This window comes from Leptothoe sp. EHU-05/26/07-4 (genome assembly GCF_043421015.1).
Taxonomy (GTDB): Bacteria; Cyanobacteriota; Cyanobacteriia; order Phormidesmidales; family Phormidesmidaceae; genus Leptothoe; species Leptothoe turfae.
This window is the reverse complement of record NZ_JAXSQV010000007.1, coordinates 985,630-1,004,559: the sequence shown is the minus strand read 5'-3', so window position 1 is coordinate 1,004,559 and position 18,930 is coordinate 985,630. Positions and strand designations below refer to the sequence as shown.

The 18,930-nt window shown below is 47.0% G+C and carries 12 protein-coding genes; 6 read left to right on the top strand and 6 right to left on the bottom strand.

Going from position 1 to position 18,930, the window contains the following annotated elements; all coding sequences use genetic code 11:
- The first annotated feature begins 302 nt into the window (after positions 1–302).
- Together U2F10_RS28895 and U2F10_RS28890 are read left to right on the top strand one after the other, a co-directional pair.
- Entirely contained in the window at positions 303–1,583 is a 1,281-nt protein-coding gene (locus U2F10_RS28895) for an efflux RND transporter periplasmic adaptor subunit (protein WP_499874011.1), read from the top strand.
- Between the two features lie 3 nt (positions 1,584–1,586).
- Complete coding sequence (locus tag U2F10_RS28890; RefSeq protein ID WP_499874009.1) at positions 1,587–4,733, top strand: efflux RND transporter permease subunit; 3,147 nt, start codon at positions 1,587–1,589, stop codon at positions 4,731–4,733.
- Positions 4,734–4,896: 163 nt separating this feature from the next.
- Here U2F10_RS28890 and U2F10_RS28885 read toward each other — a convergent pair whose 3' ends face one another.
- Positions 4,897–8,031, bottom strand: coding sequence for an SNF2-related protein (locus U2F10_RS28885; protein WP_499874008.1), 3,135 nt, complete (start codon positions 8,029–8,031; stop codon positions 4,897–4,899).
- 18 nt (positions 8,032–8,049) lie between these two features.
- On the bottom strand, positions 8,050–10,485 hold the full coding sequence (locus U2F10_RS28880; protein ID WP_499874007.1) for a hypothetical protein: 2,436 nt from the start codon (positions 10,483–10,485) through the stop codon (positions 8,050–8,052).
- Between the two features lie 181 nt (positions 10,486–10,666).
- Between U2F10_RS28880 and U2F10_RS28875 the strand changes: the two genes are divergently transcribed.
- A complete protein-coding gene (locus U2F10_RS28875; protein WP_499874006.1) occupies positions 10,667–10,942 on the top strand; it encodes a hypothetical protein in 276 nt (91 codons plus the stop codon).
- On the opposite strand, the gene U2F10_RS28870 is transcribed toward U2F10_RS28875, so the two are convergent.
- Complete coding sequence (locus U2F10_RS28870) at positions 10,939–11,934, bottom strand: pentapeptide repeat-containing protein (RefSeq protein ID WP_163660622.1); 996 nt, start codon at positions 11,932–11,934, stop codon at positions 10,939–10,941. The genes U2F10_RS28875 and U2F10_RS28870 overlap by 4 nt on opposite strands.
- Positions 11,927–13,720, bottom strand: coding sequence for an adenylate/guanylate cyclase domain-containing protein (locus U2F10_RS28865; protein WP_163660620.1), 1,794 nt, complete (start codon positions 13,718–13,720; stop codon positions 11,927–11,929). Before U2F10_RS28865 ends, U2F10_RS28870 begins: the two co-directional genes overlap by 8 nt.
- Positions 13,721–14,328: 608 nt before the next feature.
- On the opposite strand from U2F10_RS28865, the gene U2F10_RS28860 reads away from it, so the two are divergent.
- On the top strand, positions 14,329–15,066 hold the full coding sequence (locus U2F10_RS28860) for a leucine-rich repeat domain-containing protein (RefSeq protein WP_499874004.1): 738 nt from the start codon (positions 14,329–14,331) through the stop codon (positions 15,064–15,066).
- A 131-nt stretch (positions 15,067–15,197) separates the two neighbouring features.
- Here the strand turns inward: U2F10_RS28860 and U2F10_RS28855 are convergent, their stop codons facing one another.
- Complete coding sequence (locus U2F10_RS28855; protein ID WP_499874003.1) at positions 15,198–16,364, bottom strand: 1-acyl-sn-glycerol-3-phosphate acyltransferase; 1,167 nt, start codon at positions 16,362–16,364, stop codon at positions 15,198–15,200.
- A gap of 441 nt (positions 16,365–16,805) precedes the next feature.
- Here U2F10_RS28855 and U2F10_RS28850 point away from each other — a divergent pair, with 441 nt between their 5' ends.
- Positions 16,806–17,597, top strand: coding sequence for an SGNH/GDSL hydrolase family protein (locus U2F10_RS28850; RefSeq protein WP_163660614.1), 792 nt, complete (start codon positions 16,806–16,808; stop codon positions 17,595–17,597).
- A gap of 113 nt (positions 17,598–17,710) precedes the next feature.
- Here the strand turns inward: U2F10_RS28850 and U2F10_RS28845 are convergent, their stop codons facing one another.
- Positions 17,711–18,178, bottom strand: coding sequence for a porin family protein (locus U2F10_RS28845; RefSeq protein WP_163660612.1), 468 nt, complete (start codon positions 18,176–18,178; stop codon positions 17,711–17,713).
- A gap of 336 nt (positions 18,179–18,514) precedes the next feature.
- Between U2F10_RS28845 and U2F10_RS28840 the strand changes: the two genes are divergently transcribed.
- Positions 18,515–18,913 carry a DUF4399 domain-containing protein gene (locus U2F10_RS28840; RefSeq protein ID WP_250564805.1) on the top strand — a complete coding sequence of 133 codons (399 nt, stop codon included), beginning with the start codon at positions 18,515–18,517 and terminating at the stop codon, positions 18,911–18,913.
- Positions 18,914–18,930: the final 17 nt, after the last annotated feature.

Genomic DNA, 18,930 nt, shown 5'->3' with positions numbered 1-18,930 from the left:
TATAGCTGTCTGCCCGTCTTATTACCTGCGGCTAGCACCAGGGATTCGTTACACTCGTTAACATGGTGTTAGCCAACACACGGATAAAAAGAGTAGGCAGCTGAGTTACCACACACGCATGCTATTTAACTTTGTCTTTACAGTAGTGGCTGCAAAATTTTATGTGTCTGTTTTTGTTAACAAAAGTTAAAATATCGATGTATCCTAGCAAAACAAATCTGATGTGTCGGGCTGCGTTTTGGGATACGAAGCCATTGTTTAAACCTGCCTAGACCGAGATTTGGGAACCTAAGGAATAGCCCATGATCATTTGGCATACAAGACTTCAGCACAGTGTTAAATTGACTGCCGGGTTCGGGTTGGCTATGTTGCTATCCAGCTGTGGTTTCTTTGCCCCCAGCGAAGCCCAGGCAGGTCGTCCAGGTGGCCCTGGTGAAGAAGATAGGCTCGTAGCCGTAGAAACCGCCCGCGCCCAAAGCAGCACCCTCATAGAAGCACTGGAATATACGGGCACTACTCAACCACAGCAACAGATTGCTCTAAGAGCCCAAACCGCAGGTGAGGTGATTGCACTTACTGTAGACGTGGGTGATCTGGTACTGTCAGGCGAGGTTTTAGGCGAAATAGATGGTGGGCTCCTCACCGCTCGGGTGAATGAAGCCCAAGCAGAACTTTCAGTCAGACAGTCAGAAATTGCCCAAGACCAGGTATCCATCGCTGATGCCGAGGCAATTGTTGTCCAAGCCAAAGCGACCAGGGACCAGGCAAAAATTGATGCCGATCGGCTGCGACAGTTGGCCAACCAAGGGGCCGTTTCCCAACAGGCGGCTGAGGCGGCTGAGTTAGCCTTAATTAATGCAGAGCAGGCTGTTAACTCCGCTGAGGCTCAGGTGCAGACCAGACAGAATGCGATCGCAGCTGCCGCCGGTCGGGTCGATGCCCAGCAAGCCGTCGTTGCCGAAGCCAAAGAGCAACTTAGATGGGTAGAGTTAACAGCTCAAACCCCTGCCACTGTTCTCACTCGACTGGTGGACCCCGGTGACTATGTGCAACCCGGAACAACACTCTTAGAACTCGGCGACCTCAGCACCTTAAAAGTTACCGTCCAAGTTTCTGAATTAGACCTCGGGCAACTCACCATTGGACAACCTACCCAGATTCGTCTTGATGCCTTTCCAAATCTAGACACTATCATCGGGCGCATTTCCCGCATTTCCCCAGTGGCTGATGCCACATCCCGCCTGGTGACAGTAGAAGTGACCATGCCAAACCCAGATAGTCGTATTGGGAGCGGTCTATTGGCACGGGTGAAATTTACACCACCGGATGGAACGCGAATTGTTGTGCCTGTGAGTGCTTTAGAGAGTGGAACAGAAGAAAACACAATCTTTGTGATTGAAAAAGACAATGAACAGACTACGGTGGTTGCCCGGTCAGTGGAAGTGGGCCAGACCGAACAAGGGCGAGTCGAAATTCTCTCTGGGCTGGAGGCAAGTGAGCCGTTTGTGGTGCAGAGTGATAAGCCTTTGAAAAATGGGCAGGCAGTCAGGTTAAGCATTTTGTCTGAGGGTGTGGGAGAGTAAATAATGAGCCTCAGCAAACTTGCCATTCGTCGTCACATTGCTACGTTGATGCTCTCCGTAGCCATCATCATCTTAGGTCTATTCTTCACCACTCAACTACCAGTAGACCTGCTACCGTCCATTACCTATCCACGCATCGGAGTGCGAGCTGATTCACCCGGAGTGTCTCCCGACGTAGCAGTGGATGAAATCACCCGACCTCTAGAGCAAGCACTCGCCGCTACGGAAGGTGTAGTGCAGATCGTTTCGAAGACACGAGAAGGACGGGTCAGTGTTGACCTATATTTTGAACCGGGTGGCGACATTGACCAGGCATTGAATGATGCTACGGCAACGCTGAACCGTGCTCGGAACCGTTTGCCAGATAACATTGATCAGCCACGGTTGTTTAAGTTTGATCCGTCTCAGTTGCCGGTCTATGAGATGGCCCTCACTTCAGAGAAACTGCAGGGCATGGATCTGCGGGTGTTTGCTGACGAGGAATTAGCGCGGGAGTTATCTACTGTACCGGGTGTGGCGAGTGTCGATGTATCGGGCGGTGTACAGGAAGAAGTTCAGGTCAATCTGGATCCATCTCGGATACAGGCACTGGGCTTAGGAATTAGCGATGTCCTGGATGTTCTTGAAGAGCGTAATCAAGATACATCTGGAGGTCGCATAAAAGGACCCAACAGCGAGCCTCTGACACGGGTTTCTGGTAAATTCCGTGATGCAGAAGAGATTCGGAATTTGCTGTTTGAGGTGGGTGATCAGCAGGTGTATCTGCGAGACTTTGCTGATGTGATAGATGGCACCGAAGAGCAGCGGCTTTTTGTGAACCTGAACGGTCAGCCAGCCGTGAAAGTGAGTGTTCAGAAACAGCCAACAGCAAACACAATTGCTGTAGTAGAGGGAGTTAAGCAGCAGTTAGAGCAGTTTAAAGCCTCTGGTTTGGTGCCCGACGACCTGATCATCAACGTCACCCTGGATGAATCTGTCTTTATTCAAAACTCGATTCGAAACGTAGCAACGGCGGGTTTAACGGGTACTGTTCTGGCTGCCATTGCTGTCTTAATGTTTCTGGGCTCTTTGCGACAGACATTTATTATTGTATTAGCGATTCCCTTAGCCACCCTGGTGACGCTGTTGTTATCAGGACTATTTGGGCTATCACTCAATGTCTTTAGCTTGGGAGGATTAGCCCTGGGCGTTGGCATTGTTGTAGACAACGCCATTGTAATGTTAGAAAACATTGCTAAGGGTGTAGCTCGTAGTCCGCGCCTTGCCATTCGTCAGGCAGAAACCAGCAGTCAAGAATTAGAATCAGCACTGGTGGCTTCCACAACAACAAATCTAGTAGCAGTGTTGCCATTTTTGCTAATGGGCGGATTTATCTCACTGTTGTTTAGCGAGCTAGTCGTTACCATCAGCCTGGCGGTAGCGGCTTCGCTGTTAGTGGCGTTAACGGTGGTACCTGCCCTGGCCGCACGGTTGCTAACAATCAAAGCCTCCAGCAAAGTCGGTACTTTCTGGCCCATACGCTGGTTTGGTCGGCGTCTGCAAGGCTTGACATTGAGCTATGCCAGAACCTTGAGCTGGGTACTACAGCAGAGAATAGCCGTAATAGCTGCAATTATTCTTCTTTTTGGTGGTGGCAGCTGGTTTATGATGCGCCAGATTCCCCAGGAGATTTTGCCCAGCATTAGTAATGGTCAAGCCAGGGTGTGGGTGCAGCTGCCACCTGGAACCACCCTAGAGGAAAACCGTCAGGTGATGGCAGCTCTGGACAACATTCTCATAGAACAGCCGGAATCTGACTATGTGTTTAGTACGTCCGGTGGTTTTCTGTTTGGTAGCACGAGTATCGACAATGCTCTGCGGGGTTCAAGTACGCTCACGCTAAAGCCTGGAACCAATGTGGAAGCGTTTACTGACCGCATGAACCAGGAGTTAGGTCAGTTAAATTTAGTGAAAACGCGTTTACGGGTTTCGCCTGGTTCTGTGCGGGGCTTGATTTTAAGTAACTCTCCTGTTCGCAGCGATGTGGACATTGTTTTGCAGAGTAGTGATACAGAACTGTTGGAACAAGCAGGACAGCAAGTGCTTGATGCGCTGGGTGAGCAAGCTACACTGGCTAGTTATTTACCCGATGCTGATCCGCCTCAGCCGGAAATCCAGATTAGACCTGACTGGGAGCGGGCGGCTGATGTAGGTCTCTCGGCTGAGGAGATTGGTCGTACTGTTGAGACGATTCTCTCGGGAGTGGTGCCCACACAACTACAGCGCGGTGATCGGCTGATTGATGTACGGGTACAAACACCGGATAGTCTGGTACAGAATCCAGCTCAGCTCAGTCAGCTGCCGCTGTTGAGTAGTAATCAGCAAGTACGCCTGAGTGATGTGGCCAGTATTGAAAAGGGTCAGTCGCTGGGTGAAATTCAGCGGATTAACCAGCGACAGGTGTTTATTATCGAAGGTCGTTTAGCAGAAGAGGCTAGCCTGGGTGAGGCCCTGGATGAGGTGGACCGGGTAATGGAAACAGTAACGCTACCGCAGGGAGTCACTCGTCTACCTAGCTTTAGTGCCCAAAGTAATGAGGCCATTCAAAATGGGCTAGGGTTGCTGGGGGGTCTGGCAGTCTTCTTAGTGTTTACTGTGATGGCAGTGCAGTACAATTCACTGATTGATCCGTTAGTGATCATGTTGACGGTGCCCTTGGCCTTAGCGGGCGGGATTTTGGGACTGTATATGACTGAGACAGCCATTGGCGCAACGGTGGTTGTGGGGGCGGTGCTACTGGTGGGCATTGTCGTGAACAATGCAATTATTTTAGTGGAGCTGGCGAATCAGATTTATGTGACGGAGGAGTGTAGTCGCATGGTGGCGATGCTTAAGGCAGCTCCGCAGCGGTTGCGACCGATTTTGATGACGACGGTGACGACGGCGTTGGGGATGTTACCGTTGGCGTTGGGTCTAGGCGAGGGATCGGAGTTTTTGCAACCGTTAGGGGTGGTGATTTTTTGGGGATTGTCGTTGGCGACGGTGTTGACGTTATTTGTAATTCCTTGTTTTTATACGTTGTTGCATGGGTCTGGCTTCGGCTCTGCTCACCCAGCACAAGCTACTGCCCAGCCTCTGGCTGAGCACACTCCACCCAGGCTACGCCTGTAGGAGATATTTGTAGAGGCAGAAGGTCTTGTACCTATCCTGGGTAACCAACGCTACCCACTCGATCTCGCACAGCAAGAATTCTGGTTAATGGCCTTAGATGTTGCGGGGCGGGCACAAGGCACCACCCCTACGAGATTATCTCACTGCATAAGGGAGAATCTAGCTAACCGATTTTTGCTTCAACGAAGATAACACCAGCAGCTAAAGGTTTAGGCTCACAGGTTAGATCATCACGTTTTTCTTGAATATTTTTAAGCTTAACTTCCAGCTCTCGCTTAACCTTTTTAAGTTGTCCCTCTGTTGCTGGAATAATTTGGGTTTTACCCGCCTGACGAAAACGTTCTAAACGAGATTCTAATTCACGCTGTTTACGTTCAGCAAAGGCACGCGCACTCTTTTCTTGAATATTACAGCGATTCTCGTTATCAATATAGAAATCTTCAAGTGCCTGGTTAAATGCTTGGTCAATATGTTCATTACAGGTCGATAGATGGGCAAGCACATCGTCAATATCCTCAATGAAATTTTGTGCATTGGGCTTTATCTGCCCTTGTTTCATTAGCGTAGAAAGTATGGCCTCAGAATCTTGATCGGATAGGACATGGCCATCGTCTATACGAATAATTTTGTAAGCGATTTGACTTTCTGTTTTAATGCCTGAAAATGTCCAGCGATGCACCGAATAGGCATAAAGCCCTGATAATAGATCGATCTCGTTTGCTTGTGTTTTGATAGCAGACACTGGATGTAGAGTTTGCTCCGACGTAGTATATCGCTCACGAATCCATAGGATCAGCGGATGGGTGGGGTCTAAAAGCTCATTGCGCTTACCCATACTGCCTGAAATTTTAGGGTCAAAAAAGCAGCTCACGGGTCTACCTGACTTATGTAGCTGTGTCGGCGTAGCGCAGCGATTTTTACCTATAAAAAATTGTAGATCAATCTTGGCCTGCTCGGATAATGTAATGTTATAAAGCTTAGGTTCATTGGGTTTTGGCTCAATGACCGTGCCAGGGTAGTAACGAGAAAAACAATCTTCTACAAAGGCTAGCAGTTCGTCGGGTTGAAGCCATCGTCCCTGATCTCGACTCTGATTGATAGAGTCCAAAATGTGATCTGCAAAAGCTAACATATTGACAGCTTCGGTCTCTAACTCATTTTGAAAAAATCGATTTTTAATGAGCGCATCACCTGTTATGATTGCCTGTTCTTCTTTCTCTTCAGGAGACAAGTCTGCGGAAAAAAGATCGACTAACAACTTTTCAGTAGCCTGGCCTAAAATGCTTTCAATATCACCAATACTCTCTTTGAATATCTGAATGCGATCGTAAAGTCGTTCGAGGATTCTTTCCTCAATAGTATCGACCAGGCTAAAATTAATAATTGAAATGCGTTCTGCTGGTTGCCCTAATCGATCTAAACGACCAATACGCTGCTCGACTCGCATTGGATTCCAGGGCAGATCGTAGTTGATCAGAAAACGGCAATGCTGAAGATCAATGCCCTCGCTGCCCACCTCAGAAGATAACAGAACCGAAGGGCCATTATCTTGGCGAAACTGTTCGACGGCTGTCCACTTATCATCTCCCATGTCTCCCATAATCAGACAGTTAGAGATATTAGCGGCTTCTAAACGACGTTGTAAGTACTTTAATGTCCCTCGAAAGTAGGCAAAAATAACAAATTTTTCACCAGGCTTTTCCTTGAGCTGTTCTTTAAGAAAGCCCTGTAGCTTCAAATATTTGCTGTCACAGACCTCTAACTCTCGAATGTTGACTTTTTTCAGGGCTGAAGGTGTGGCAACAGATAATGGACTAGTACTCCTTTGCTCCGGTATTTTGCCAAAATCTTCCCACAGGGCTTCGTCAACCAGAGCACTCAGAGAAGCATCATTCTGCCAAGCTTCCAGCGCAGCTACCATGCAACTGGCCATTTGACGCTGCTTTGAGATTAGCTGAAAGAGTGGTGCCCCTTTTTTGCCCTTACTCTGTTCACGAATATATTCACTAACGCGATCATAGACCTCTTGTTCTAAGGATGAAAACCTGACCTCAAGTGTCTGTGGATCACGCTTAACCCGATTGCTTAAGACATCGCGTTTACGGCTACGGGTAATATACTGTCCTAGTAAAGAAACTTTTTCAAGTTTGTAGCCAAGTTCAATCCGTTCGCTTTCATCAACTTGGTTCAGATTTGATAAACTCTGCTGGATTTGCTCAAGTAAAGGATTATCCGCAAAGTAACCAGAGGTGGAGGCCCGCTGTAAAGCTTCGCGAGCTTTGGCAGGCTCTGGCGGGCTAGCCCACAAATGGCGCAATGCATGAACAACGGGTTCGTTTGCCTCCAGCATATTGTTAAAAATATCAGCATTAAAAAAATCGTCAGGGCTGATGATGCGCAGTATCTGATACAGATTAGCGCTATCTGTTTGAATCGGTGTGGCCGTAAGCAGAATGAGGTGTTTGGTGGCATCGCGAATCAGCTGCCCTACTTGATTGCTCGCCGTTGTTGCATTACGCAGGTAGTGGGCTTCATCAATAATAGCCAGATCAAACAGGCTCAGGGACTCACTGCTGGGGTTAGCATCTAGTAGACGCGCTAGCTCATCACGGGCATTGGCAGCATTAATAGCTTCCCAGTTACGTCCAGGACGTAATCCTTCAAGACTTGCGATACAGACAAACGCTTGCGGTTTCTGGTGCTCAAGACATAGCCTCACTCGACGCAACAACTCTTTTGCATCAACAATATCCGCGAAAATATTAAACCGCTGTCGCAGGTCATCTTGCCATTTTTGGCGTAACATCGCCGGGCACACAATCAACAAGCGCCTGGCATCTTCTCGGGTCTGGAGTTCTTTCCAGATGTACATGGCTTCAATGGTTTTACCAAGGCCCACTTCATCTGCAATCAAAAGACGCCCTACCGGAGAGTTAAGGAACTTAAGAACGGGCTTAAACTGATGGGGATAGAAATCTGTCTGGCTAGCCTCCATACTGTAAAACACGTTTGTCAGCTGACCTTTCACTTTCTCAAAGGTGAGAATACGCCGCAGATCATCTGGTCCGCCAAATCGGCCCTGCCGCATTAAGCCTTCAATACTTTCGTCATCAGAGCAGAGTTCAAGGAGGCTTTTAGGTCGGTGTATCTTTTCGGCAGGGCCAAATTCAACTTCTACCAGGGTAAGATTACCCAGTCGTCTGATTCGTCCAGTTGTTTTACCCCGTTTTCCAGGATTGGCCTTCAAGCGTACATCTTGTCCTGGTATTTCTGGATTCCAGCTATTAGTCGATGTCATGGATTTGGTCGTCAACTTTTACATCATATCCCGCGTATTTTCGTAACTTTCTCGGCGAAAGTATGTCGGACGTATAGGAGGTTCATCCTTTTCTACTTGACTAGGTAGGCGAATAAGTTCTGTTTCTTCATAAGGAAGTTTACAAAGGCCGTAGGCAACCGTAAATCGACCAAACTCTTTGGGTGCGAGTCCATTAGTCGCTAACTTATCCGGCACAGGAATCTTTTTAAGTCGATAGGGAGGAATATCCATACTCTCATGTTTAAACTCACCATGAGTAGACTCGATTGTATCCTGGAAAAACGAAGTATTACTGCCACCACCGCCGAGCAACACTCTTAGATTCTGACCAATGTCATCCTCGGTAAGAACATGCCGTGCATCTTGATGCTTTTCATTTCCACCGATCACAATCTGAGCAACAAGGCTTTGCACCTTCCTTCTACTGTCGCTTTTTTGAATTTGCTGCTGCAATTCCGGATCATGAGGATCGTTTAAACTGTGGCGCACAGATTCAATTGACCTGTGAAGTTCATCTGCGGCCTGTTTTGTTAGCGCAGTGACTCCAAGAGGCTGTACCTCAGTTTTATAAATATCCACATGCCGGGTTCCGCCATCTCGCCAAAATCGAAATGCAGAACCATCCAGCGTCCCATCCCCAATGTCAAATAGGGTGTAAAAACCGTCCTGTGCAGCGGGTGAACTTAAGAAAGACCAAGCCGCTGCAGAAATTTCTGGAGTAGTAATACAATCTAGGGAATCTAAGGTAACGTTTGTATCCATCCAATCTTGAATGTGGTCACTCAATTGTTGAAGCTTTGGTAGTGTAAGCTTTACGGACTCTAAAGAACTGTGATTTAAGACCCAGGCTAAAGAGAGAACTCGATGGAAACGTCCTAGGGCTGGTGAATCACAATAGGCCGCTGGAACGCCAATATTGACGCTCCAGTGAACCGTTTGATTTTTAAAAAGATCGGGACGATTGTCTTGAATCCAAGTTTGGGCTCTGGTAATGACCTGACTGAGGTAATAGGCACAGATGTTTTCAACAGCCGCAGGTTTATCTAACTCAGGCACCTGTTCAAGTCGCCAGGAATTAGTCCCAGGCATATCTAAGTCTGCTAAACGCATTTTGATAAAGTCTACTGAGTGCTTAATCGAACAGGTGTTGTTTTCCCATTCAGTCATAGTGAGTCCAGTAAGCAGAGTATCATCACTCAAAATAGCCAACTTAGTAGGAATCAAGGCCTGTTCGAGCGTAGATTCTTCTGTTGCTGGTGAGGCAAATGTGACAATCTCAGCTTGGTCACTTCCCACATCCCAAAAACAGACTTTAGTGAAACCAGTACCAAAATCAATACCTAAGACAATTACGCGATCGCACTCATCCTCAGTAGGTAGATTTGGAACAATATTGTGTGGAAAATCTGGTTGAGTAGCAGAGAGACTAGCTTCAAGCCGAGATCTAAACTCATCGACATCTAGCTTGAGACTACTGAGTTCATCCTGTAACTGAGTAATGTTGTTGCTTAGGCTCTGAGTTGTTGCCTCCAGATTAGCCTGCTGCTCACGGATAACTTGCTCGCGGGTCTCGGCTAGGGTACTCGCAACTTGGTCAAGCACTCTCTCAGAACGAACTGTGAGGTCAGTGACTGATACTTGTAATTGCCGAAAACGCTCAGTAACTTGATCGAGGCTAGTTTGGCTACTGGTCCCTTGGTAAACGAGTTGCTCCCGCAATGAGTTGATCTCGCTGGAAAGTGATTGACTCTGCTGGGTAGCTTGCACAGATAGAGACTGACGCTCGCTCTGTGTCGATGCAATTGTTTCTGTGACCAATACTTGTAGTTGCCGTAACTCTTCAGCAACTTGGCCGATACTTGTTTGGCTGATATCACTCTGTTGAGCTAGGTGCTTCCGTAGCGATTGGGTATCGTTAGACAGGTCTTGAATTCGCTCAGCCAAGCGCTCAACTTGCGACTGGCTATCGTGTTGAGCTGAGGAGATGGCCTCTGGAACCGATAGCTGTAGCTGCCGCAACTCCTCTACGACTTGGTCAACGCTAGTTTGACTGGTGGTGCTTTGTTGAGCGAGGTGCTCTTGCAATGAGCTAATCTCGCTGGAGAGCGATTGAATCTGTTGGGTAGCTTGCTCAGATAGGGCTTGACTATCGGTCTGAACAGAGGAAGTTACATCGACAATTGAGAGATCTAATTTTTTTAGTCGTCGCTGAATTTGCTGTAGTTGCTGATCAGTCTCTTTTTGGGTTTGGCTGAAGCGTTGCTCTAAACGTTTTTCTTGCTGGCGACGGCTGATTAAATTCAGGCTAACGCTAAAGGCTAGAGGAACCGCTGTATAGGCGACTTGCTGAGTTGATATGGTTGCGATCGCACCAACGACAGTAGCAGCAACACTAGCATATTCAGTTAGACGTAGAAATTTATAGCTATTCACAGGCATTATGCTCTAGCTGAAAAATTAGTTGTATTCGTTCACTTTGATATAGGAATGTTCAGAGGCTGAAAGCTTGCCATAGGAGTTCCTGACGAATACTGAATACTACGTGCATTACCAACGTTTAATGCAGGGGCAAGAAGTCAACTCAGAGAATCAACTACGCAATTTAATATTATTCATGATTGCAAACAAACCTACGTCCCCGACCCCTACAAATCCATTGTTCTTGCCAGAACCGCCCCAGACAACAAGTTCCCGATCACACACCTCAAATTTTGACCGCAATAGCCACATTGTTCTGGCCCCCCAGCCCAATAATCAACTCCACGGCACATTGATCTTTGGTGCAGAAAACAATCCCCTCACAGGGTTCACCACCAAAGAGGACATTATGATGACCTCCCTAACGGGGCACTCACTTGCGGGGATGTCTAGATTAACAATTCACTATTAGTTCTGCACTTTTCCATCAGGCATAGTTGTCCCACTGAGTTTAGCGCCAGCTAAGTTCGCACTACTCAGTTCAGCCTTAAACAAAATCGCGTCAGTCAGATTCGCCTCACCTAAATTAGTGCGTCCCAAATAAGCATTAGTCAAGTCAGCCTGGGTCAGGTCAGCACCACTTAGATTAGCTCGACTCAGGTCAGAACGCAGCAACCGGGCATCAACCATAACAATCTGGAAAAGTTGAGCACCACAAAGCTTAGTATCAGTAAGATTCACACCCTTTAGATCAGCACCAGTAAAATCGCAGCCAGATAGATTTGCCCGCTGGGCACGGGTGCGGGTCAAATTGGCATAGCGCAAATTAGCACCTTCTAACTGAGCATCTGCCAATGATGCACCCTTAAGGTTGGCACCGTTCAAGTTGGCATTGCGCAGATCAGCATCTTTGAGAAACGCCTCACTCAGGTTGGCACCACTCAGATCGACATTGGCCAGATCCGCCCCTTTCAGGTTAGCCCCGCGCAGATCCACCTGACGCAAATGGGCTCCCCGCAAAATTGTTTGCTCACTGCGCAGTTCTTGCCGCAGATTCGCCCCCCGTAAACAAGCCCCAGTTAAGTTAGCGCCGCTCAGGTCAGCATTACGGAGATCAGCGTCGGCTAAATTCACATCAAATAGATCGGCCAGGGTGAGATCAGCCCCCCGCAGGTCGGCCCCCTGTAAACTCGCGCCGTGCAAATTAGCATCACTCAGGTTGGTATAAATCAGATTCGCCTGATTCAGATTGACGCCGCTCAGGTTGGCATGGCTAAGGTTCGCCTGCTGCATATTCACCCGGCTCAAATAGGCAAACATCAGATCTGTACGTTCTAGATCAGCTTTCGAAAAGTTCGCGCCGATCAGATCCACTTTTGGCATCTGTAAATTCGCTAGGCACAGACCACTAAAGTCCTTTTGGCCACTGTTATAACAGGCTAATAGTTCAGCAGCATTATCCATAGGATGCAGGCCTCATTGAGGTAACAGCAGACACAGCAGCTCTAGCACTATCGACAGGGATTACCACTTCGTCTGGTTCAGCGTAATAGGGTTTAATAGCATTCAAAATAGCAGTGACAACGGGCTCATTGTCATCGGTGTCTTCTAAACAGTGAACAATAATAGATAATTTACTTTCCAAGTCTTGGAATGAAGAACAATAGTTGAAAACTTCTCGTAAAAAGTCTTCTAAGGTTTTACTACGTAGCAATGACCACTCTTGTGAACTTCCGGTAAAGGGACTGTAAAGGGTGGAATGCAGCAAGATTTTAGCCCGTAGCGGGTTGCAATATTTGATGATATCGAGCCTGAGCTCAAACAAATCGGCCCGGTCTTTCACCTGGGCCACCTCCATAGAAGGTCCTTCTAAAGACTTCGCTGAATAGGCGACGGTATTTTCAGGATGAATACCAACTGGCAGATCCCCAAAACAGGTTTCTGGACTATCGGTGTCGTTGGCAGTGGAGAACCCCGGTGTTGACATCGGGATCAGCTCAGTTTGAGCACTATAAAGGGGATGAAAGGCCTTAAAAATAATATTTACAATTTTGGTGTATTTAGTTTTGCGATTTAGATGGTGCAATAAATGACGTAACCGATATTTAAGATCGTTGGGTGTTGGTGTCAGCTGATACAGCTGCTGTATCAAAATCGCCGTATCCGCTTGCTCAATTTTACGGATATCCGTTTCCCAAACTTTATGGCACAGACAATATAAAACTTTTTTTATCCGGATAATCTGGGAATCTCGCTCTAGCTCATCCGCCACCTGTTGATAGCGATCCTTAGATTCCTCTACACTTTCTTCTGCCGCATCCTCAGCTTCTTCTGGCTCCCCACCAGGAAGTAAACTGGCCGCCCGTTCTATATATAACGGCGTAATGGCCTGCAAAATTACCTCAGCCACATCAGAGTAGACCTCTTTATGGTTGAGGGTAGCCACAATGCGGTAAAGACTCGCACGGCAATGCTCCACTGACGGATTGCGCTGCACCAATGCGTCAATCAGATGCTGCAATGAAAACTGATCCAGAACGGTAGTGTCGTTTTCCCATAGGTTTTGACAGGTACCAAAAATCAGTTTTTTGATCCGCAGATGGTCGGGATGGTCACCTAGACTTTGTAAAGCCTGATCAATTGGGCTCTCAAAGGCATAACCTTCAAACCCTTCAGCAAAAAATGGTCGGGTCATCTCCGCATCAGACACCTCCAGCTCAATGACTGGCCGTAGCTGATAAGCAGGGACTGATTCTTGAATATTTTTAAGATTTAGCGGGCCAAGAAATGTGGCATCTAAATCTAGGCGACTTTTGACGACATCATAGACCACCTGAGAAACACAGATTTCACCAGGGGCGGCAAAGCTTTCTAAACGAGCCGCAATGTTGACGCCATTCCCCATAACGTCGGAATTGTTTATGTACACATCGCCTAGATGAATGCCAATGCGATGGTCAAAGCTATCCCGCTTGCTATCCCCGCGCAGTTTTTTTTGAATATTCAGTGCACAAGCCACGGCCTGAGCTGCGCTAAAAAAGCACATCAATAGGCCATCGCCAGTTGATTTAAGCACCTGGCCCTTAAACACATTGCACAGTCCGGCAATCTGCTTAAGATCTCGATTAATAATCGCCAGTGCCCGTTCTTCATCAGAGGACATCTGGGCACTAAACCCAACAGCGTCTGTTACCACAATTGCGGCAAGGACACGCTGCTGGGTTTGAAGCGATGGCTGCGCTCCTTCCATAGAAAACCTGACTGACAAGACTACCTGATATTAAGATTACCCTGGTCCTATAGGGACTTCCGCACATCATGAAGTAATGAATACGGAATTTGCGGAAGAATTTATCGGGCCTTTTTATATCGTCGTATTAAAATACGTAATTACCGACAGACCCTCACCCCACCTAATCTCATAGCAAGATAAACTTCATTCCCCACCATTGATGGGACAATCTTGCGACCGGATCCTAGATGCCATACTTCATTCTCTCCTATGATAGCGATTCTGTCATGTGATGGTGGTTACGAAATGACCAAACCACTCATTATTGCAAGTCATACAGGGGGCAAAACCCTATGTAATTTTCGATACTTTCTAAAATGAGAACAATAGCACTGAAGAAGATCGTTTTGATTGTTCCCATTTTAGTTTCTGAATTTGAATTCTTTTGACTGCTTTAGGCCAAAGAGAGTTCTTTGATACGTTTAAGAAATTATCGGGATAAAAAAGACGAGATATCTGCTTGAGTATTCTAAAATCTGCGAAATATGAATGGTTATTAAAGATTAATGACTATTGGGAGAAATTAATGGTCCAATGCTGGTGAGTCTAGTGCCCAAAAGGTAATTATGCCCAAACTCAACCATTTGGCAATGCATTTACTAGCTGGCGCAGCTACCGTCTGGTGCACTGTAGCCATTACACCAGTTGCAACCTATGGAATAGAACTGCCTCAACCCACATTTGCTGACTTGTGCGAAGCATTTCAAGGGGGGGCAGGCGAGTGGAGTAGCGCCCTATACAGCCGCCCGTATTCCTGGCAAACGGTGGAAGCTTTGATGTCGGCATTGGGCATTAGCAACTGTAATGTAGCCGCACAGCAGCTGGCTGCGATGGAGGTTTTACGGGGGGCACAGATACAGAGGAACTACTTGCCAGACAACGGTTTGATGGTAGATTTTCCGACGGGTGTGGATTTGCATATAATTGCGATCTCAACCCCCAATCTCACTGCTCTCAACCTGAGCGGGCACGTCATTGGCGACTTAGCCCCCATTGCTCAGCTCACTCAGCTGCAAACCCTACGTCTTGCCAACACTCAGCTACAGGACATTACTGCCCTCACCGCCCTAGGGCAACTCACCACCCTAGATATTAGCTACAACCAAATCGACAATATCGCACCTGTGGCTGAGATCCCCACCATTCGCTCCCTCAATGTTGGTTACAACCCCTTTACAGATATTAGTCCCATCGGTGCAATTCTCACCCCCGCCGTAGAAGGAGAATGGCAGCTGCTCGACCTCAGCGGCATTGATATTGACGATCAAACCTGTCCCGACAATCTGGGTGACATCTGTGGATGAAGCGAGGCAAAAGAAACTCGCTGTTTTGTTATTAATCTGTTTAGATAACAGCAATCCAGGAAACAAAAGAGAGAGAAAATTGCCCATCACAACGAACATTTTGTAAGGGTTAGCACAAGGCACAGCCCCTACTACACAGCTAAATTGTCTTGCACAGCTGTGCGTAACTGTTCTGTGAGCCGCGCCACGGTTCCTGCCTTATCAGCTCGAAATTCTTTTACGTAATCTTTTAGATTAATCGGTTCACCGACTCGGAAAACAGCCTGGCGATGAGCCTTAGGCTGAATATGCTCCACTTGATACACCTCTCGTTCTAAACGCATCAATGTGTCTAGAAACCTCTCCGGAGTAGGCTTAGCCGCAACATAACCATCATAAATGGCATCAAAATTCAGCAATCTTACCGTCGTCCAATAGAGGGCATCCCCTTCAGCAACCGTTTTCGGTTCTTCTGCCTCTAATAATGCCTGGATCCGATAAACTCGTTCTCGAATCGGTGCTCCATTGGATTCTAGATCCAGCTGCTGTTCACACTGACTGATGACATGATTCCGCAAACGGCTGATCCGTTGATTCCAGTCTTGATCCGGTTCCCTAGTTAAGCCAAATTCTGTTTCTATACGTGTGATGATCAAGGATGCGATCGCAAGTAACCGCTGATAAAAATCCTGGGGATCTTCAGATACTAAACCGAGTTCGTCCTCCAGACCCTGTAATGTCTCCTGGATAACTGACGTCATCGGCTGAGTATAGCGATACTTCAGCGAAATCGGCATAACATACAAATCCGCATCGGGGGTCTTCTTCATCAGCTGCGCGATTACCTGCATCGGCATTTGGATTGCCCCCGACCGAAACGGCATCACCGTATCATTTTGATAAGAGCAGCCACCTTCTGGAAAAATCACCACCTGCGCCCCAGGTTCCCTTAACAGACTCAGCGTCTGAGCAATGCTAGCCCTATCCCCCAATCCCCGACGAATAGAGTAACAGCCCATCCATTGTAAAAATGGTCCCTGCAGCCCTTTGAACGACTCCCGAGCCACAATATAGTGCCACAGTTGGCCTACCCGTGCCGCCAGGCTAAATAGCACCATACCGTCTTCCATAGTGGGATGATTACACACATAAACCACCCGTGCGCCATCCAATGCCCGCAGTTTAGCTACATCGTCATCGGACACCACTAATCCGCATCGGTACAACCGCTGTAGCACCAGATATGACACACTCTGCACCAACCGAATCAGTAACGGTTTAGGTTTAGGTGGAAAGAATAACGCAGTCTCAGCAACCATAAAGCAAACGGTGAATAGACCCAACAGTCATATATGGTTATGCCTTGCCTCAGGGTTAAATGGCAACAGTTGCCGTTTAAACACAGCGGCCTCAAACTGAAAATTTCGGATGAGACAACTGAGTACTGAATAGTGAACTAGTCATGAGTAGTTCACCTGATATGACTACCAGAAAACTCACTTCTGACAAACTATCCATATACACCCTTATCAATAGTTAAATCTTGACGCCGTATCTAACCGCCTAAGTACAACACCTTAGCCTTACAAAATTTTGCCAAAGATTTAAAGCAGGCAAAAAGCATCTCCCCATAACTCATTCAGGGTGTTAGCGATAACGTTACATACTGTAGCTTGGAACAAATTATGTTGGACCATTAGTCATCAAGGTTTATTACAGTGTCCTTCTAGATCAAACAAATTTATACCGCAAACGGCCCTATGAAAATGGTCAAGGTTAGCTCACTGCTGCTGTATTTGGGGATCCCTCTTGTAGGTGCTTCAGTAGCGCTCAATTTTTTCCTATACGGACAACTCACAAAATACTACGTTGAACTCAATCAAGTTCGTTTAGATCCGCTGGGCCTTAGCTACTATAAACCAAACTCTAACTTGAATGACAAGGGAGACAATAAACGAGTCATTATTTTCGGAGACTCTAGAGCTGCTGATTGGCCTACCCCTCAAATTAAGGGATATGAATTTGTCAACCGTGGTGTTGGCGGTCAAACCTCTGCACAAACAAGTCAACGATTCGATTTTCATTTAGGAGATTTAGAACCAGACATTGTTGTCATTCAAGTAGGCATAAATGATCTCAAAGCCATTCCACTGATGCCCGATGAACGCAATGTCATCATCGATCTTTGCCGCGCTAATATTCGACAAATAACAGAAGATGCTAAGGCATTGGGAGCCACGGTCATCATATCCACTATTCTTCCAGTGGGAGAAGTGCCGCTTGTACGCAAACCCGTTTGGTCAGATGACATAGCCCAGGCCATTTATGAGGTCAACGGATATATTGACTCCTTGCAAAGTGATAAAGTACTGGTGTTTGATGGGTTTTCAGCCATTGCCGATGAAAAAGGCATGATTCCCAAAGATTTCGGCAAAGATGAGTTACACCTCAATGCCCAGGGATATACTGTCTTAAATGAGGCATTTTCTGAGTTTTTTGACACTGCAACATTTCCCAATAACACAGAGATTGCGGAAGCAGACAACATTTAAGAATATCCTTGGTGTTGGTAACAGCCCCGCCGTGGCAGGGCTGTTTTGTTGAGATGGGGAGCTACCCTGATGTCATAACCTTGCTTTAAAATCTTCAGCCTAGGAGATTTTAGTTAAAAGCTATATCCAACACCAGCGATGAAGTCAACATCATCGTCACCATCCTGGAATGGAGACCACACAACAGAGCCATTAACCAACCATTTGTCATTAACACGATAGTCTGCTCCACCGGTCACAGCAGCTTCAATGGAGCTATCATCACCTAGCTCACCATTGATACCAGCACCTAGGAAGGGATTAAGGCGACCAGCGGGATCAAGAGAATTGAAATCATAGGTGATGGGCAGTACATAGGCCACATCTTCGCCATCATCAAAGTCAAAGTCAGTGCTGACAGCGGGACGGACAGAAAGATTATCAGAAAGAGAGAGTTTACCGTTAACAACAAATCCTTCGTCACCGCCACCAATCCCGACATAGTTATAGTCAGGTGCTTCTTGAGCAAATGCGGTGAGGGGAGCTGCAGCAAGAACAGCAGCCGTTAGCCCCAGCGTGCAAAGAATACGATTGAACATCATGGTTGAATTCCTCGAAACGTTTTATGGCAGACGGGCTAGTTTTCCATGGGTATTTAGTACCAGAGATTACTGAACCTCGCTTGCATGGTCTTGTTGTATCGTTTAGTCCCTAGGAACGCGTAAAAACAGAGGACACTTTTTCTGGGTGGACTATAATTTTAACGCTATAACCACTGAAAAATCATTCATTAGAACTGTGACAGTTAGGGATATGACCGTGGTGGCAACGCAACGGCTTACCATAGATAATGTTTGTGATAATGTTTGTTTCCGAGTGTGTTATTCATGGTGATTTGTCTTCGGTATAGCCTTGCCCTTGCCGCCCTATGGCTGACTATGCTAGTCGGCCCATTTGTACATCCAGTTTATGCAGCAGACCTCTCCCCTGCACCCGAATCTGCTGCCGCTTATATTATTTCTCCCAGCAATGGTGATACGGTCGCAGCACCCTTCACCGTGCGGTTTGGCCTGTCGGGCATGGGAATTGCCCCTGCCGGGATAGATCGTCCCAATACAGGTCATCATCATTTACTCGTCGATGTCGATGAGCTACCTCCTCTAACAGAGCCATTGCAAGGTTCTGAACAAGTTCTCCATTATGGTGCCGGTCAAACCGAAACTCAGCTGACCCTAGAACCGGGCAAACACACTTTACAGTTGGTACTGGGCAACTATAGCCATATTCCCCACGAAAAACCCGTTATCTCAGAGAAAATCACAGTCACTGTTGAATAACTAGTGCTTAGCCCATA

Bases quoted from the DNA above. Each gene is read 5' to 3' on its own strand.
- U2F10_RS28875 (WP_499874006.1), top strand. From the start codon at position 10,667: ATGATTGCAAACAAACCTACGTCCCCGACCCCTACAAATCCATTGTTC.
- U2F10_RS28855 (WP_499874003.1), bottom strand. From the start codon at position 16,364: ATGGTTGCTGAGACTGCGTTATTCTTTCCACCTAAACCTAAACCGTTA.
- U2F10_RS28850 (WP_163660614.1), top strand. From the start codon at position 16,806: ATGAAAATGGTCAAGGTTAGCTCACTGCTGCTGTATTTGGGGATCCCT.
- U2F10_RS28870 (WP_163660622.1), bottom strand. From the start codon at position 11,934: ATGGATAATGCTGCTGAACTATTAGCCTGTTATAACAGTGGCCAAAAG.
- U2F10_RS28885 (WP_499874008.1), bottom strand. From the start codon at position 8,031: ATGACATCGACTAATAGCTGGAATCCAGAAATACCAGGACAAGATGTA.
- U2F10_RS28895 (WP_499874011.1), top strand. From the start codon at position 303: ATGATCATTTGGCATACAAGACTTCAGCACAGTGTTAAATTGACTGCC.
- U2F10_RS28890 (WP_499874009.1), top strand. From the start codon at position 1,587: ATGAGCCTCAGCAAACTTGCCATTCGTCGTCACATTGCTACGTTGATG.
- U2F10_RS28865 (WP_163660620.1), bottom strand. From the start codon at position 13,720: ATGGAAGGAGCGCAGCCATCGCTTCAAACCCAGCAGCGTGTCCTTGCC.
- U2F10_RS28840 (WP_250564805.1), top strand. From the start codon at position 18,515: ATGCTAGTCGGCCCATTTGTACATCCAGTTTATGCAGCAGACCTCTCC.
- U2F10_RS28845 (WP_163660612.1), bottom strand. From the start codon at position 18,178: ATGATGTTCAATCGTATTCTTTGCACGCTGGGGCTAACGGCTGCTGTT.
- U2F10_RS28860 (WP_499874004.1), top strand. From the start codon at position 14,329: ATGCCCAAACTCAACCATTTGGCAATGCATTTACTAGCTGGCGCAGCT.